The following is a 14,266-nucleotide window of genomic DNA, read 5'->3' on the forward strand; positions in this document are numbered from 1 at the left end:
GTTAATATAACAAAATCATTTACTATAACAATTTATTTACATTAGACTTTTGATATAAAAACATCCATAGTCACCTATGCTTTTTTCAATTGAATTTTTAATTAGTTAGTCATTTCAACCAGTCACATAGATAACGATGTGACTGGTGCCTCATTTCCCCTGTACTATGGCTTCAAATCTTAATAGTTCTGAACTAAAAGTTCTATGCATTACTAAAATTTTCTGTCTCGATACAGCTGATTTTGTTAAAGTGTGCCAGTCGATCTTTAGGCCATCTTGAAGGGATTTCGAGATCATTTTATGACAACTGATATTAATTACTTTTCATTACAAAGTATTTAATAGAAATTAACCATAAATGCACCATAAAAGTAAGATGTAATCCTTAATCCGTGTTTTAGGAACATTTGATGGAAATTGTAACAGACCTTATTTATGCACTCTGGCACCAAGATTACGAAACATTGGCTAATCCGTCGTTGGTATGGGCGATCTACATACTGCTATTTACCATCCTGTTTCTGGAAAATGGGATATTACCTGCGGCCTTCCTACCGGGCGATAGTCTGCTCATATTAGTCGGTGTTTTAATTGCAAAAGAGGCCATGAGTTTTCCTATAACATTAGTCATTCTCACCACTGGCGCCAGCCTCGGCTGCTGGATCGGATATCTTCAGGGAAGGTGGCTTGGCAATACAAAATTAGTTCAGGGCTGGTTGTCACATCTTCCTGCACATTATCATCAACGCGCACATAACTTATTCCATCGTCATGGCTTATCTGCCTTACTGATAGGGCGTTTTCTCGCTTTTATCAGGACATTACTGCCCACACTGGCAGGCCTTGCGGGGCTAAAAAATGGACGATTTCAAATATTCAATTGGCTTAGCGGGTTCCTGTGGGTCATTATTCTAACAACATTGGGTTATGCCCTTGGGAAAAGCCCTCTGTTCCGCCAGTATGAAGAATATCTGATGAGTTTTTTGGTGCTGCTACCTGTAGGTCTATTACTCATTGGCTTAATTGGCAGCCTGACTGTTATTTGGCGCAAAAAGCGCGCTAATAAACCTCTATCATAACTTTTTTCTTTAGTGCCCCTGTGGTATCACCGCGAAAATACCACAGGATATCGCTCTTTTCGTTCCTTTAAGATTAGAATAAAACTTCAAGTTGCAATTTACAACACGCTATGAAACCTGATTTCTCCCCGCTGAGCGGGGAGAAATCACACGCATCTTGAAGTTAGATTGGTATATATTGTGATAATTTTTCATCTATTCATACTTTCATCTCTTGATAAAAACGTCTATGTTTGAAATTCATCCATCGTATATTTAAGGAGACAGGCAATGCCACAAAAGAAAAGCTCTGAAGATCTACGTGCTGAATTACAATCTCTTGCGGATACGCTAGAAGAAGTCCTCAATAGCTCCGGTGATAATTCAAAAGCGGAACTGGAAAAACTACGCAGCAAGGCAGAAAGAACGCTGAAAAACGCGCGTACTACGCTCAGTGAAGCGAGTGATAGACTGGTAGGTCAAACCAAAGAAATTGCAGGTCATGCGGATAATTATGTTCGTGAAAATCCGTGGGCCGGTGTCGGTATAGGTGCAGCAATTGGCGTTGTATTGGGCGTTTTGCTTTCAAGGCGCTGATATGACTCAATCCCCTCACCCAAAAGGCCCAGGAAAAGGGCTCTTTGATACTGTACGGCGAGTAGCAGCCATTGCTGTTCACATAATTGAAACTCGTATCCAACTCGTTGCTGTTGAGCTGGAAGAGGGAGCGGCAACACTGGTACAACTGCTACTGCTGGTAGGATTGACATTACTATTCGCAGGCTTTGGCCTGATGTGCCTATTGGCACTAATATTCTGGGCCATCGATCCAGCCCACCGGATAATAGCAATAGCTGTCACTGCCGGAATATTACTGCTCCTCGCCGTATTTAGTGCAATATGGACGATAAAAAAGGCGCGAAAGCTGACCTTTCTTAACGCAACTCGAACACAATTGCATGTTGACCGTAAAATGCTGGAGGATGATTCTCATGAATAAATCGGGGTATCGCCAACGGAGTTTGCGCAAGCAGCAGCTATTAAAAGAGATCCAGCAGCAACGACAGTTACTAGCGACTTATAGCCAAAACTGGCTTGACGTGACACAGCCCTATGATAAAGGCTGGCAAACCCTCATGGCTTTCAAGCCTTATATCGCCATTGGATCTGGCCTTGCCCTGCTTTATGGACTCCGCCATCCCAGGCAGCTTCATCGCTGGTCACGTCGTATCATCAACATCTTCGGGATTATAAAAATCGTACGAAATACACTATACAAAAATTAATACCTACAAATTCCTTCAAAAAAACTGCATGAAATAGTTAATATTCCTTACTATCAACTCATGATACCTCTCCATAGAATACCTCCCATCAGATAATGACTAACAAATCGTGCTATTCAGTCCGTTTTTTGAACAACAAAAGCTAAACAGATAGTTTATTTATCGCAACCTGCGGTATTTGTGGAGACAATCATGAAAAAATTTGAAGATAGTGGCCTGTTGGTTGCCCGTATTTTAATATCCGTTCTTTTCATTATCGCAGGGTATGGAAAACTAGGTGATGCCTATGCAGGAACGCAGCAATTTATGGAAGCCATGAAAGTGCCAGGAATTCTATTGCCACTGACCATCTTACTTGAACTGGGGGGCGGACTTGCTGTGATGTTCGGCCTGTTGACCCGCACCACGACGGTGTTTACATTTATTTTCTGTATTCTGACCGCGCTCCTGTTCCATAGCGATTTTTCAAATGACCTGAACCTGACTATGTTCCTGAAAAACATCTCCATTAGCGCAGGCTACCTGTTACTGGCGATGATGGGGCCAGGAAGATTCAGTATTGACCATGTAATGAAAAAAAATTGGTAATCAAAGAAAAACAGCTTATTTCCCGTTCTTTTTATCGCCCCTTTCTGTATTCGCAACAAGGGGCGTTATGATATTCACTACACGCTTTTTATCTTGCAGCACGAACCTGAATTATTTTTTCTTACATGTTATTGCTTTGCAAATAATTTAGGGATTTCACGCAAGCACCAGGATTTGGCTTCGCCCATACTGTCACGCCGCCATGCCATGATAATGGTGGTTTCATGGCTGTATTCCGAACCAATAACCCGTAAATGACCTTCGGCAATATCTTGTTCCACCATAGGGTATGGCATGGTTGCCACGCCTAACCCAGCCAAAAGTGCCCGACGTTTATCTTCCAGTGAACTCACGGTCAAGCGCGGTTGTTTATCCAATAATTTAACTGTCAATACCGGACGTTCTCTTGCCGTATCAGCGACAGCTATTCCACGATATTTCACCCGTGTAGCATCAGACAAGGGTTCGGGTTCATGATGAATAGGATGATCTGCACTGGCAACATAGACATTGTTAACAGAATAAAGCACCCGCGAATTCACTTCGGCTGACGCCCTGAAATGCAGATCAGGTGCAATCACAATATCAGCATATCCTGTTTCCAGACGTTCCCAAGCGCCTGCTAATACTTCCGTCATTAGCGAGAGTTGCGTATTCGATTTAGCCGCCAATTTATCCACAAGAGGAAACAACGATGCTATTGGGAACAACGCTTCACACACAATAGTCAGGTGGGTTTCCCAACCACGGGCAAGCGCTTCTGCATCTGCGGCCAATTTATCTGCAGCTTCAAGTAGTAACCGTCCTCGTTCCAGTAGCATCCGGCCAACATTAGTAAATTTTGTGCGGTGGCCAGAGCGATCAAACAGCACAACATCCAATTCATCTTCCAATTTCTGCATAGTGTAACTCAGCGCAGAAGGCACCCGACCCAACTCATCCGCTGCCGCAGCAAAACTTCCCCGTCGGTCTATCGCATCCATTACCCGCAGGGATTCCAAAGTAAGCGCACGTTCTTTACCCATATTTTTCTCAATCAGGAATTTTGAATATAGCCACCAGATTAACTGGCTAACATTTCAACGTCCAGATAATTAAGATCGACAGTCATAGATCTATAGTTGAAGAGATAACAGCATGATAACAATGAGAACAGCAAATCAATGCGGAAAAGCCGATTATGGCTGGTTACAGGCTCGCTATACTTTTTCATTTGGTCACTATTTTGACCCAAAATTTTTGAACTATAGGACATTGCGTGTTCTTAATCAGGAAGTTTTGGCACCGAAAGCCGAGTTCCAACCCAAATCTTACCCACATGTTGATGTCCTGAATATTATCCTGCAAGGAGAAGCCCAATATCGAGACAGTGAAGGCAATAGCTTCCATGCACGCCAGGGAGATTGTTTGTTATTTTCGGCACGTCAAGGGATCCGTTACAGTGAACACAATACCAGTGACACACGCCCATTGACACGGCTGCAACTCTGGCTCAATGCCTGCCCTCAGCAAGAAGCACGGCCATTACAGCATATAACTCTGCCAAACAAACCACTTACCTTACTGGCCTCTCCTACGTCAGAAAATCACAGTATGCATCTGCGCCAACAAGTATGGATAAGCTATCTCGTACTTAAACCTCATGACAGTCAAATTTTGGCTTTACGTGGCAACCATGCTTACCTGCAATCCATCAGTGGCAAAGCAATAACTCACGGCAACCAAAGCGGGGGTGTAAAGATTAATTGTGGGGATGGTGTATTTATTCAGGAAGAGCAGGAGGTGTTGTTACAAGCGGAGACGCCATTTCGCGGCCTGCTGATTGATTTAGCTGATTGATAATTTCTTATTTATAAAGAAAAAGCCCTATAAAGCATCTGCTCTATAGGGCAAAATCCGTGAAGTTGACCGATAAGCCGGGTTCTGTCTTGGACAGCCATTCATCTAGGCCAGCACTTGCGCACTGGCTCAAGCAACCTACCCGGGTTCGGTACGGGCCGTACCATGCGAACCCCTATTTGGTCTTGCTCCGGGTGGAGTTTACCGTGCCACGAACTGTTGCCAGTCGCGCGGTGCGCTCTTACCGCACCCTTTCACCCTTACCTGATCCCAAACAAAGCTGGGCCATCGGCGGTTTGCTCTCTGTTGCACTAGTCGTAGGCTTTCGCCTCCCAGACGTTATCTGGCACCCTGCCCTGTGGAGCCCGGACTTTCCTCCCCTTTACTTCTCCCGAAAGAGCGGTAAAGCAGCGACTGTCTGGTCAACTCCGGCGCGGATTATAAGAGGTTTAATACCCAATGTATAGGGTTTTCACGCGTCTTCTTCAATTTGTCCCAAGAGCGTGTTTTGATCGAGCGAATAACGGTACAAGGCATTTTTCTTCACACCGTGGATCTCTGCCGCCAATGCCGCCGCCTTTTTCAATGGCAGCTCTTTTTGCAACAATGCCAGTGTCCGCAAAGCTTCCTGTGGTAAGCTATCCTCGGCGGGCTTCTGATACCCTTCCACAATCAAAACCATTTCGCCACGGCGACGAGTTTCATCTTCCTTAACCCATGCCAGAAGCTCACCTGCGGGCATTCCTTGAATCGATTCCCACGTTTTGGTTAATTCCCGAGCCAACACGATATAGCGATCGGCTCCCCACACTTTCACAATATCTTCTAAACTGTCTAACAGACGATGTGTCGATTCGTAGAAAATCAGTGTACGCGGCTCTTGCGCTAATTCACGCAAAGTATCCTGACGTCCCTTACTTTTAGCCGGCAAGAAGCCTTCATAACAAAAACGATCTGAAGGCAAGCCGGCAGCAGACAATGCTGTAATGGCCGCACAAGGACCTGGTAGTGGAACCACATTGATACCGGCTTCACGGCAACGGCGCACCAGATGATAACCCGGATCGTTAATCAACGGCGTACCGGCATCAGATACCAATGCGATACTCGCCCCTTGTTCAAGTTTCGTAATCAATTGATCTGCTTTTTGCTGTTCATTATGATCGTGAAGTGCGAACATGCGCGCATTAATGGCAAAATGTTGAAGCAACAAGCCAGTGTGTCGCGTATCTTCGGCAGCAATCAGATCGACATGTTTAAGAACTTCAAGAGCCCGCTGAGTAATATCCCCCAGATTTCCAATAGGGGTTGGCACAACATATAGCGTGGATGTCGTAACCACTGCTCGATTGGTTTGATTCATTGTTTCATCCGAATGACCGATTTAAAATTGAGCATCTATGAAAAAAACATCACTGGATACAGTATGCTTCCCTCAATTTTTGTGCGTTTAAAAACTGGTTTAATTTATACAGCGTTGCTGTCAACTATCATTATTGCAGGATGTACCATGCCCGAACAGCAAGGGCAACCAACTTCTAAGCCTCAGGATAAGATCAGCGCAGAGATTAACCGCTACCAAGCTATTATTGACGCAGCACACAATCAACCATCGTTGGATGTGATCCGTGCTTACATTGCATTGGAATCTTTCGCAACAGATGAAGCTGCCCGCCAGAAAAACTTTGATGAAACCTGGCAATTACTGACGCAACTTTCCCCGCAGCAAATGAATGAATTGGTGATTAATGCCAATGAATATACGTTGCAGGGCTGGCTTGATTTACTCAATACCTATCAGACCAATAAACAGGATCTCGATAAATTGCGTCTCGCTATTCACGATTGGCAAATCCGTTATCCAAATAACCCTGCGGCCCACAGTTTACCCACAGCTCTGCAACACATGTTGCAAGAAACTGAAAACAGCCATGCCACAATTGGGTTATTTCTGCCTTTGAGCGGCCAGGCCAAAATATTTGGTGACGCCACTCGCCAGGGTTTCCTTGATGCTCAAAAAGGCCTGCCAGAATCACCATCGCCAACAAATACCACCGATCCAAATGGTACGGTTAACGCCGAACCCTCTACCAGCCCTGAAAATACCAGTGCTGTAAATTCAGGGAATGCTGATCCCGCCACACCTGAACCCAAAATGGGGATGATTGATAGTGCACCTACCAATGATCAGACCGTAAAAATCTATGATACCAACAGCCAGCCTCTTACTGAACTGCTGGAACAGGCTAAACAAGATGGTGTCACTCTGGTGGTTGGGCCATTACTGAAACCCAATGTGGAACAATTGGCTCAAATTGAAACGCCCCTGAATATTCTGGCGCTCAATGAACCCGATATGCCACAAGGACGGCCAAATATGTGTTATTTCTCACTCTCTCCTGAAGATGAGGCGAAAAACGCCGCCATGCATATCTGGCAACAACAAAAGCGCAGCCCTTTGGTGTTGATACCTCGTACTAACTTAGGCACGCGAGTTGCACAAGCCTTTGCACAAGAGTGGCAAAAACTGGGAGGTCAGACGGTATTACAACAATCTTTTGGTACGCCAACAGAAATGAAGCAATCCATGAACCGTGGAATTGGCATTCGTTTGTCGGGTACGCCGGTTATTTCCACCAATTCGGCCACAGATCCTGTCGATGCCGTTTATATCGTTGCGACAGCAAACGAACTGACAATGATCAAGCCCATGATCGATATGGCAATCAGCTCCCGTAAAAAGCCAGCACTTTATGCCAGCTCGCGTAGTAATAAAGCCGGTTCAGGCCCTGACTTCCGCCTGGAAATGGATGGCATGCAGTTTAGTGACATCCCACTGCTGACTGGTGTAAATGTGCCATTAATGCAGCAAGCAGCCAAAAAATTCACCAATGATTATTCCCTGATGCGCCTCTATGCAATGGGCATTGATGCATGGTCACTGGCCAATCAATTTACGCAAATGCAGCAAGAAATGGGATTTCATCTGAGTGGTGCTTCGGGGGAACTCTCCGTGCTGAATAACTGCACTATCTTACGTCAGTTACCCTGGATGCAATTCAATAATGGTCGCATAATCCTTGAAAATACCAATAGCACGGAAGGTATCGATAATGCAGGAAATACCCATAACATAGAAAGCACCGATAGCACTGTTCAGGGAGATCATCCCGGAAGTGAATAATTTTCTCTGATTAAAGGTATCGTGGTCATTTCAGGATGAAAAAACCAACAGGCAATCACTACGCGCTGGGGCGCCATTATGAACATCAAGCTAAACTGTTTTTACAAAAACAAGGGCTTGTCTTTGTTGCTGAGAATGTAAAAATTCGCGGCGGGGAAATCGATCTGATAATGCGTGACGGGCATATCTGGGTTTTCGTTGAAGTTCGTTTCCGCCGAAATGCACAATATGGTGGTGCCATTGCTACAATTACCCACAGTAAGCGCAGAAAGCTCTTGTATACGGCTGCTGTCTGGCTGTCCCAACGCAATGAATGTCTGGAAACAGCATCATGCCGCTTTGATGTTTGTGCAATAACAGGACAGAAATTTGAATGGCTGAAAAATGCCTTCACCCTGAATGAGAATCTATTTCAATAGATTCTCAATTTTCTCGCTAAGTAAATAATTCCAATATACATAGGTCATAACGTGCTGGATAGAATTAAAGTCTGTTTTACAGAAAGTATTCAAACTCAGATCGCAGCAGCAGAAGCATTACCCGACGCAATATCACGCGCTGCGATGATGATGGTTCAATCACTGCTAAGTGGCAATAAAATTCTTTGCTGTGGTAACGGTGGATCGGCCGCAACAGCACAGCGTTTTACTGCCAGCATGATCAATCGTTTTGAAACGGATCGGCCAAGTCTGCCAGCTCTGTCGTTGAATACTGATAATGTAGTGATCACCGCTATCGCCAACAGTAAACAGCCTGACGAAATTTACGCCAAACAAGTCAGGGCACTGGGGCAAGCAGGGGACGTCTTGCTTGCCATTTCTACGCATGGAAACAGTCGGGATATTATCAAAGCGGTGGAAGCTGCTGTTACACGTGATATGACGATCGTTGCGCTGACGGGTTACGATGGCGGTGAACTGGCGGGCTTACTGGGGCCTCAGGATGTTGAGATACGTATTCCCTCACATCACAGCGTCAGAATACAAGAAGTTCATATGTTGACAATCAACTGTCTGTGCGACTTAATCGACAGCACGTTATTCCCTCATCAGGATGAATAAGGAGCCAACTCATGCGGTTATTTTCTCTATTACTGGTCTGTTTCAGTGTAATGCTATTACAAGGATGTATTGGTGCCGCCGTCGTGGGCTCCGCTGCAATTGCTACAAAAGCCGGCTCAGATCCACGAACCATTGGGCAACAAGTTGACGATACTACGCTGGAAGCTCGTGTCAGCAATGCTATCAGCAAGGACCCGCAAATTAAGGCACAAGCCCGTGTGTCAGTGACTGTGTATCAAGGCAAAGTTCTTTTAACCGGACAAAGCCCCAATATGGCTCTGGCTGAGCGGGCAAAACAGATTGCGGCAAAGGTTGAAGGCACCGACGTAGTATATAACGAGATCCGCCAGGGCAGTCCCGTGTCATTGGCGACGGCCTCTGCTGATGCCTGGTTGACGACCAAAGTACGCTCCCAAATTTTAGCCAGTGATGAAGTGAGATCATCGAGCATCAAAGTGGTAACAGAAGATGGTGAAGTCTTTTTGTTTGGCATAGTCACACAACAAGAGGGGGCTGCGGCGGCGAAAATCGCCAGCGAAACTAGCGGCGTAAAACGTGTAACCACTGCATTTACCTACCTCAACTGAAAACCATCAAGGCGGCGTTAGTCAATGCCGCCCAGCCTCACACTTTGTATTTAACGCCCATCCTAACTTATTTTGCTTTAAGTAATTCACGCCCCCCATTAACTGCATTTGCCGCAAAATCCATTGCTGGCGTTGTAATACATACCTGGAGGGAGCATTCACTTTATAGCGATGAGGATTTGGCAATACAGCAGCAAGTAATGCAGATTCAGTCGCTGTCAATCGGCAGGCAGGCTTGCCAAAATAATGCTGGGCTGCTTCCTCGACACCAAAAATACCATTGCCAAACTCAGCAATATTGAGATAGACCGTTAAAATACGTTTCTTTGACCAGAGTAATTCCAGTACGACAGTCATTCCCGCTTCTAATCCTTTTCTTAGCCAACTACGCCCTTCCCATAGAAATAAATTTTTGGTTGTTTGCTGGGAAATTGTCGATGCTCCCCGAATTCGCTTCTCATATTTTTTGTTATATGCCATAGCAGTTTCGATAGCCTCAAAATCAAATCCCCAATGTTTTGGGAATTTTTGATCTTCTGCTGCAATGACGGCTAACGCCATATAGGGTGAAATGTGATTCTGTTCTTTCCATGAAGAATGAGAAACATAAGACAAATTAATTGACATTAAGGCAGCGAGTTGTTTCTCTATCATTATCATAGAAAACGGCACTGGCAAAAATGAGAAGGCAATTACAGCAACGAACCACAAAACCGTGATCGACACGACAATTCTTTTCAGCCAGCGCCACAATATTGAAAAAGGATTTCTCATCCGATTACTCAATCATTTCCAATATTTTTCTAACCAACTTATCAATTCCTTTTTCTGCCTGCGCCAAAGATTCTGCGAGCATATAAGCCGGCGTTGTTACAATTTTGTTTTCAAAATCAACGACAATGTCATCAACCGGACACTCAACATGTACCCCTCCCATTTTTGCTATTTGGGCCGCAGTTTCTGGATCATTACCGATGGTTACTTTTATCGGTTTGTCTAATATTTTAGGCACCATAACAGGAGCGATACATATGAATCCCATCGGCTTGCCTTGCTGGTGCATATTTTGCACTATACTTAATAGTTCTTTATTTATTTCACAATCTGATCCTTTGAATGCGAAATTACATAAATTCTTGGCCACGCCAAAACCACCAGGAATAATTAGCGCATCCAACTCATCAATATTAACTTTAGATAAAGGCTGTATATTTCCCCGTGTTATACGGGCAGATTCTTCCATTATGTCGCGGCTCTCTCGTTTCTCTTCTCCGTTAAGGTGATTAATAACATGATGTTGTGCCTCATCAGGCGAAAAAAAAGACACTTCAGCGCCAAGACGACTTAAAGAGAGCATAGTAAGAACTGATTCGTGAATTTCACTTCCATCGTACACTCCACATCCACTTAATATAATGGCAACAGATTTCATATTCCTCTCCATTTGTAGTAGATTAATGCTTAACCCCTTAGAGGGTTAAACACCAATCTTCATCACAGATTTTAATGAATCTTGTAACAAAAAATCTTATCTTTGCTATGTTGGTACTTGAGTTCGGTATAAAAGAATTCTTTAATTACTCGCATCGAAAATAAACCTTAGATAAGCGGGTAAACAGATTTCCCTGGTGTTGGCGCAGTATTAGCGCACCCCAACTTCGGTTGGGGTTATTTTTTTGTACCGCTTGATAACCAATTTCTTAATATTTCTATATCTTGTTTCCACTCCAACTTTAACTCGTCCACCCATTCCTGAACATTATCCCACCATGCAGGTAAATCAGGTGACTGAATCTGCTGAGCCAATTGCTGCAAATGGCGTAAACCGACTGAACCCGCCGCACCTTTGATTTTATGCGCCTCTTCTGTAATGCCTTTTTGATCTTTGGCGGTCATATTGGAGTCCAGCAAAGCAAGATAATTTGGCATCATGGTTTCAAAAATAACCAGGTTGTCTGTGATCATTTTTGGTCCAACCAATTCGATATATTGATTAAGCATCTCCGTATCCAACCGTTCTTCATCCTGACTGACAAGATCGACGCCCACTAAAGCAGTGTCCGATTCAGAGCCTTTACCCCAATATTTTTCTATCACAGCAGTCAACGCCTTGACAGATAACGGCTTATTGAGCACATCATCCATGCCCGCATCCAGGTATTCTTTTTTATCCTTTAATACATTAGCTGTCAGCGCGATCAAAGGCGGCAAGGAGTGGGAGGAGTAACGCTGGTGCAATTGACGGGCAATATCTAACCCCGTCATATCCGGTAATTGGATATCCAGTAACACTAAGTCATATTCATCAGGATCAAACATTGCCAATGCATCACGGCCATTCATGGCAACATCCACACTGTTTCCCAACTTCTCCAGAACAGAACGGGCTACAATGACGTTCAATTCAATATCTTCTACCAGTAAGATATTAAGCACCGGCAATGGCAGAGTCTCTTGTTCAGCCTTACCTGCCGGTTGTTCAGCAATGGCTGGCGCGACGACAGACAAGGTAAAGCAAGAACCTTTGCCCAATGTACTGTTCACCACAATGTCCCCTCCCATACTTAGGGCAAGACGCTTCGAAACAGCAAGACCAATCCCCGTTCCGGTGGCAGGACGCCCACCAGCGCTGTCTTTCACCTGATAATACATGGCAAAGATTTTTTCCAACTCGTCAGGAGGAATACCAATACCGGAATCCGTCACTTCGAAGAATAGGCGTTCCTCTTCTTCTTCACGCCAGATACGAACCTTAATTTCACCTTCAGGCGTAAATTTCACAGCATTACTAATCAAGTTCCACAAAATTTGGCGCAAACGGGTTCCATCGGTCAGCACTTTTGCAGGTAGTGGCAGTTCTGGCTCCAAAACAAATTTAATCCCCTTCGGCTGCGCTAATAGAGCTGAAATATTTTCTAAATCTGTCATGAAACCGGTGAAATCAACTGGTTGGTTATCAAGCTGAACTTTGCGACGCTCAATTTTATCTAACTCAATAATATCATTAAAAATATTACCCAAAGTAATGGCGCTGACGTGGATTGTTTCCAGGTACTTACATTGCTCCGGTGTTAAGTCGGTATCCATCAGAATGCGACTCAAGCCCACAATGCCATTTAAAGGCGTACGAAGCTCATGGCTAATCGTAGAGATAAAAGTCGTCTTATCCCTGCTGGCGTTCTCTAATGCGTCCTGATAGCGTTTACGCTCCGTTATATCGCGCCCAAATCCCATTAATCCGTGTCGCTTACCAACGCGATCATAAAAAGGCACTTTCCTGAGTTCAAAACAGGCTTTGCGTCCATCGGGGTAAACTAACCATTGCTCATAGGTCAGGGATACATTGTGGCGAAATACTTTTTCATCGGTTTCCATCACCTTGCTGGCAATTTCTTTATCATAAACATCTGTCGGCGTCAGGCCGATGAGCTGTTTTTCGCTTTTGCCCGTCAGCAATTCCATCGCTCGATTACAACCGGAAAATTCATTATCTTCATTGCGGTAATAAACCAGATCCGGGGAAGCATCCAGAAATGAACGCAATAGTACCGATTGCTGCTCAAGCTCAATCTGGGTTTTTTCACGCTGCTCCATTTCCAATTTGAGTTTATCCAACAGAACCAAATGGGCTTTTTCCGCCTTCTCCCTGTCGCTAATCTCTTGGTTTAATTGGTCAATGTTTTCTTTGAGTTGCAGGTTTAATTTCGCATCACGCTGGCGCATTTCTTCAAGTTTTGCGACCAGGCTTGATAAGCGCTGGCGAGATTCTTCAAGCTGTTCTACTACGATGGAGAGAAAATAAACTGCCCAAGGGGTAATTAACAAACCAAAAAAAATGGAACGAATTAAATCAATACCCTGTACTTCTCCATGCAGGACAAATGTCACTGCCATCTGCATTGCCATCGCAAGAATAACTAAAGCTGATGCAAGTAATATAGAAAAACGCACCAGCCCCAGCTTCATCATCAAATCTACATAATATTGGGCAAGCCCTCGAATCAGCTTCATAACAACTCCCAGTGAAATCTTTTCCAGTAAAGTTACTAAATTGAATCATAACGTAAAAAAGTCCCAACTTCGTTACGGGATATCACCCATAACTTTTCACGAAGAATAAAAATGAAAATAATAAGAATGATTATGCAAAAAAATGTTCCCACGCCTCTTTAGGTTAAAAAAGCAACTAATCACTTCTTCTTACAAATTAAAAAATACACAATATAAATCCAACTTAAATAAAAAAATAAGAATAAGATATCAATATAGAGGAATTTCAAAGCATATCACAAATAGATCATGCGGTGATTTTAGTGATATAACTCACATCATTTAAGCGGAATGATCTTCGTCACAAAATACAAAAACTCGCTATTTACTAATAAAAATCAACAAAATAGATAAAAAATATCAACAAAAAACGTGATTTAACACGATTTGACCAACTCAGTTTTTACCGTTAAGTTGGGAATTCGCTGAAAGTCGCCTGTCAGAGGATCCTCTGACTCATATTTATGCAGTGACAGATAACATAACATCATTTTGACTCACCGCTTGTTAATGCCAACAACACAAGTGGCGCTTAACTGAGGGCGCAAATTAGACGCCTGTAGAAAAAATAGATATCGATACCCTCTCGCGAGTGATGTGAGAGTCGGACAGA

The 14,266-nt window shown here is 43.9% G+C and carries 15 protein-coding genes and 1 other RNA gene; 10 read left to right on the forward strand and 6 right to left on the reverse strand.

The features are described 5' to 3' along the window. The first annotated feature begins 410 nt into the window (after positions 1 to 410). From IQ211_RS05305 to IQ211_RS05325, 5 genes are all read left to right on the forward strand, one after another. Positions 411 to 1,079, forward strand: a complete 669-nt coding sequence (locus IQ211_RS05305; protein ID WP_189758717.1) for a DedA family protein — start codon at positions 411 to 413, stop codon at positions 1,077 to 1,079. Between the two features lie 270 nt (positions 1,080 to 1,349). After that, a complete protein-coding gene (locus IQ211_RS05310) occupies positions 1,350 to 1,655 on the forward strand; it encodes an ElaB/YgaM/YqjD family protein (RefSeq protein WP_189758718.1) in 306 nt (101 codons plus the stop codon). Position 1,656: 1 nt separating this feature from the next. Then, positions 1,657 to 2,058: a phage holin family protein gene (locus tag IQ211_RS05315; protein ID WP_189758719.1), complete on the forward strand. Its 402-nt coding sequence runs from the start codon at positions 1,657 to 1,659 to the stop codon at positions 2,056 to 2,058. Beyond that, a complete protein-coding gene (locus IQ211_RS05320) occupies positions 2,051 to 2,344 on the forward strand; it encodes a YqjK-like family protein (protein ID WP_189758720.1) in 294 nt (97 codons plus the stop codon). The genes IQ211_RS05315 and IQ211_RS05320 overlap by 8 nt, the downstream gene beginning before the upstream one ends. Before the next feature lie 192 nt (positions 2,345 to 2,536). Continuing rightward, positions 2,537 to 2,932, forward strand: a complete 396-nt coding sequence (locus IQ211_RS05325) for a DoxX family protein (RefSeq protein WP_189758721.1) — start codon at positions 2,537 to 2,539, stop codon at positions 2,930 to 2,932. Between the two features lie 128 nt (positions 2,933 to 3,060). Here the strand turns inward: IQ211_RS05325 and IQ211_RS05330 are convergent, their stop codons facing one another. Next, positions 3,061 to 3,957, reverse strand: a complete 897-nt coding sequence (locus tag IQ211_RS05330) for a LysR family transcriptional regulator (RefSeq protein WP_189758722.1) — start codon at positions 3,955 to 3,957, stop codon at positions 3,061 to 3,063. A gap of 112 nt (positions 3,958 to 4,069) precedes the next feature. Here IQ211_RS05330 and IQ211_RS05335 point away from each other — a divergent pair, with 112 nt between their 5' ends. After that, positions 4,070 to 4,771 (forward strand): pirin family protein, encoded by a 702-nt coding sequence (locus IQ211_RS05335; RefSeq protein ID WP_189758723.1) that lies wholly within the window; start codon positions 4,070 to 4,072, stop codon positions 4,769 to 4,771. Positions 4,772 to 4,828: 57 nt separating this feature from the next. Here the strand turns inward: IQ211_RS05335 and rnpB are convergent. Both rnpB and rsmI read right to left on the reverse strand, forming a co-directional pair. After that, positions 4,829 to 5,201, reverse strand: an RNA gene (gene rnpB, locus IQ211_RS05340) — RNase P RNA component class A. Between the two features lie 42 nt (positions 5,202 to 5,243). Further along, positions 5,244 to 6,134 (reverse strand): 16S rRNA (cytidine(1402)-2'-O)-methyltransferase, encoded by an 891-nt coding sequence (gene rsmI, locus IQ211_RS05345; RefSeq protein ID WP_189758724.1) that lies wholly within the window; start codon positions 6,132 to 6,134, stop codon positions 5,244 to 5,246. A 63-nt stretch (positions 6,135 to 6,197) separates the two neighbouring features. On the opposite strand from rsmI, the gene IQ211_RS05350 reads away from it, so the two are divergent. Genes IQ211_RS05350 through dolP form a run of 4 tightly spaced genes read left to right on the forward strand, consistent with a single transcriptional unit; the run spans position 6,198 to position 9,603 of the window. Further along, positions 6,198 to 7,955, forward strand: coding sequence for a penicillin-binding protein activator (locus IQ211_RS05350; RefSeq protein WP_189758725.1), 1,758 nt, complete (start codon positions 6,198 to 6,200; stop codon positions 7,953 to 7,955). Positions 7,956 to 7,990: 35 nt separating this feature from the next. Further along, the gene (locus tag IQ211_RS05355; protein ID WP_189758726.1) at positions 7,991 to 8,374 is read left to right on the forward strand and encodes a YraN family protein; all 384 of its coding nucleotides are present in this window, start codon (positions 7,991 to 7,993) and stop codon (positions 8,372 to 8,374) included. Between the two features lie 51 nt (positions 8,375 to 8,425). Then, positions 8,426 to 9,016, forward strand: a complete 591-nt coding sequence (gene diaA / locus IQ211_RS05360; RefSeq protein ID WP_189758727.1) for a DnaA initiator-associating protein DiaA — start codon at positions 8,426 to 8,428, stop codon at positions 9,014 to 9,016. 11 nt (positions 9,017 to 9,027) lie between these two features. Next, positions 9,028 to 9,603, forward strand: coding sequence for a division/outer membrane stress-associated lipid-binding lipoprotein (gene dolP / locus IQ211_RS05365; protein WP_189758728.1), 576 nt, complete (start codon positions 9,028 to 9,030; stop codon positions 9,601 to 9,603). A gap of 21 nt (positions 9,604 to 9,624) precedes the next feature. Here the strand turns inward: dolP and mtgA are convergent, their stop codons facing one another. The 3 genes from mtgA to arcB form a co-directional block, all read right to left on the reverse strand. Then, positions 9,625 to 10,377 carry a monofunctional biosynthetic peptidoglycan transglycosylase gene (mtgA, locus tag IQ211_RS05370; protein WP_189758729.1) on the reverse strand — a complete coding sequence of 251 codons (753 nt, stop codon included), beginning with the start codon at positions 10,375 to 10,377 and terminating at the stop codon, positions 9,625 to 9,627. Between the two features lie 4 nt (positions 10,378 to 10,381). Next, the gene (elbB, locus tag IQ211_RS05375; RefSeq protein ID WP_189758730.1) at positions 10,382 to 11,035 is read right to left on the reverse strand and encodes an isoprenoid biosynthesis glyoxalase ElbB; all 654 of its coding nucleotides are present in this window, start codon (positions 11,033 to 11,035) and stop codon (positions 10,382 to 10,384) included. Positions 11,036 to 11,271: 236 nt separating this feature from the next. Continuing rightward, positions 11,272 to 13,614, reverse strand: coding sequence for an aerobic respiration two-component sensor histidine kinase ArcB (gene arcB, locus IQ211_RS05380; RefSeq protein ID WP_189758731.1), 2,343 nt, complete (start codon positions 13,612 to 13,614; stop codon positions 11,272 to 11,274). Positions 13,615 to 14,266: the final 652 nt, after the last annotated feature.

The sequence above is a fragment of the Xenorhabdus griffiniae genome, assembly GCF_015163655.1.
GTDB lineage: Bacteria > Pseudomonadota > Gammaproteobacteria > Enterobacterales > Enterobacteriaceae > Xenorhabdus > Xenorhabdus griffiniae.

What these genes read in the sequence shown, in the direction of transcription:
- IQ211_RS05305 (WP_189758717.1), top strand. Translation starts at nt 411, where the DNA reads ATGGAAATTGTAACAGACCTTATTTATGCACTCTGGCACCAAGATTAC.
- IQ211_RS05310 (WP_189758718.1), top strand. Translation starts at nt 1,350, where the DNA reads ATGCCACAAAAGAAAAGCTCTGAAGATCTACGTGCTGAATTACAATCT.
- IQ211_RS05315 (WP_189758719.1), top strand. Translation starts at nt 1,657, where the DNA reads ATGACTCAATCCCCTCACCCAAAAGGCCCAGGAAAAGGGCTCTTTGAT.
- IQ211_RS05320 (WP_189758720.1), top strand. Translation starts at nt 2,051, where the DNA reads ATGAATAAATCGGGGTATCGCCAACGGAGTTTGCGCAAGCAGCAGCTA.
- IQ211_RS05325 (WP_189758721.1), top strand. Translation starts at nt 2,537, where the DNA reads ATGAAAAAATTTGAAGATAGTGGCCTGTTGGTTGCCCGTATTTTAATA.
- IQ211_RS05330 (WP_189758722.1), bottom strand. Translation starts at nt 3,957, where the DNA reads ATGGGTAAAGAACGTGCGCTTACTTTGGAATCCCTGCGGGTAATGGAT.
- IQ211_RS05335 (WP_189758723.1), top strand. Translation starts at nt 4,070, where the DNA reads ATGATAACAATGAGAACAGCAAATCAATGCGGAAAAGCCGATTATGGC.
- rsmI (WP_189758724.1), bottom strand. Translation starts at nt 6,134, where the DNA reads ATGAATCAAACCAATCGAGCAGTGGTTACGACATCCACGCTATATGTT.
- IQ211_RS05350 (WP_189758725.1), top strand. Translation starts at nt 6,198, where the DNA reads ATGCTTCCCTCAATTTTTGTGCGTTTAAAAACTGGTTTAATTTATACA.
- IQ211_RS05355 (WP_189758726.1), top strand. Translation starts at nt 7,991, where the DNA reads ATGAAAAAACCAACAGGCAATCACTACGCGCTGGGGCGCCATTATGAA.
- dolP (WP_189758728.1), top strand. Translation starts at nt 9,028, where the DNA reads ATGCGGTTATTTTCTCTATTACTGGTCTGTTTCAGTGTAATGCTATTA.
- mtgA (WP_189758729.1), bottom strand. Translation starts at nt 10,377, where the DNA reads ATGAGAAATCCTTTTTCAATATTGTGGCGCTGGCTGAAAAGAATTGTC.
- elbB (WP_189758730.1), bottom strand. Translation starts at nt 11,035, where the DNA reads ATGAAATCTGTTGCCATTATATTAAGTGGATGTGGAGTGTACGATGGA.
- arcB (WP_189758731.1), bottom strand. Translation starts at nt 13,614, where the DNA reads ATGAAGCTGATTCGAGGGCTTGCCCAATATTATGTAGATTTGATGATG.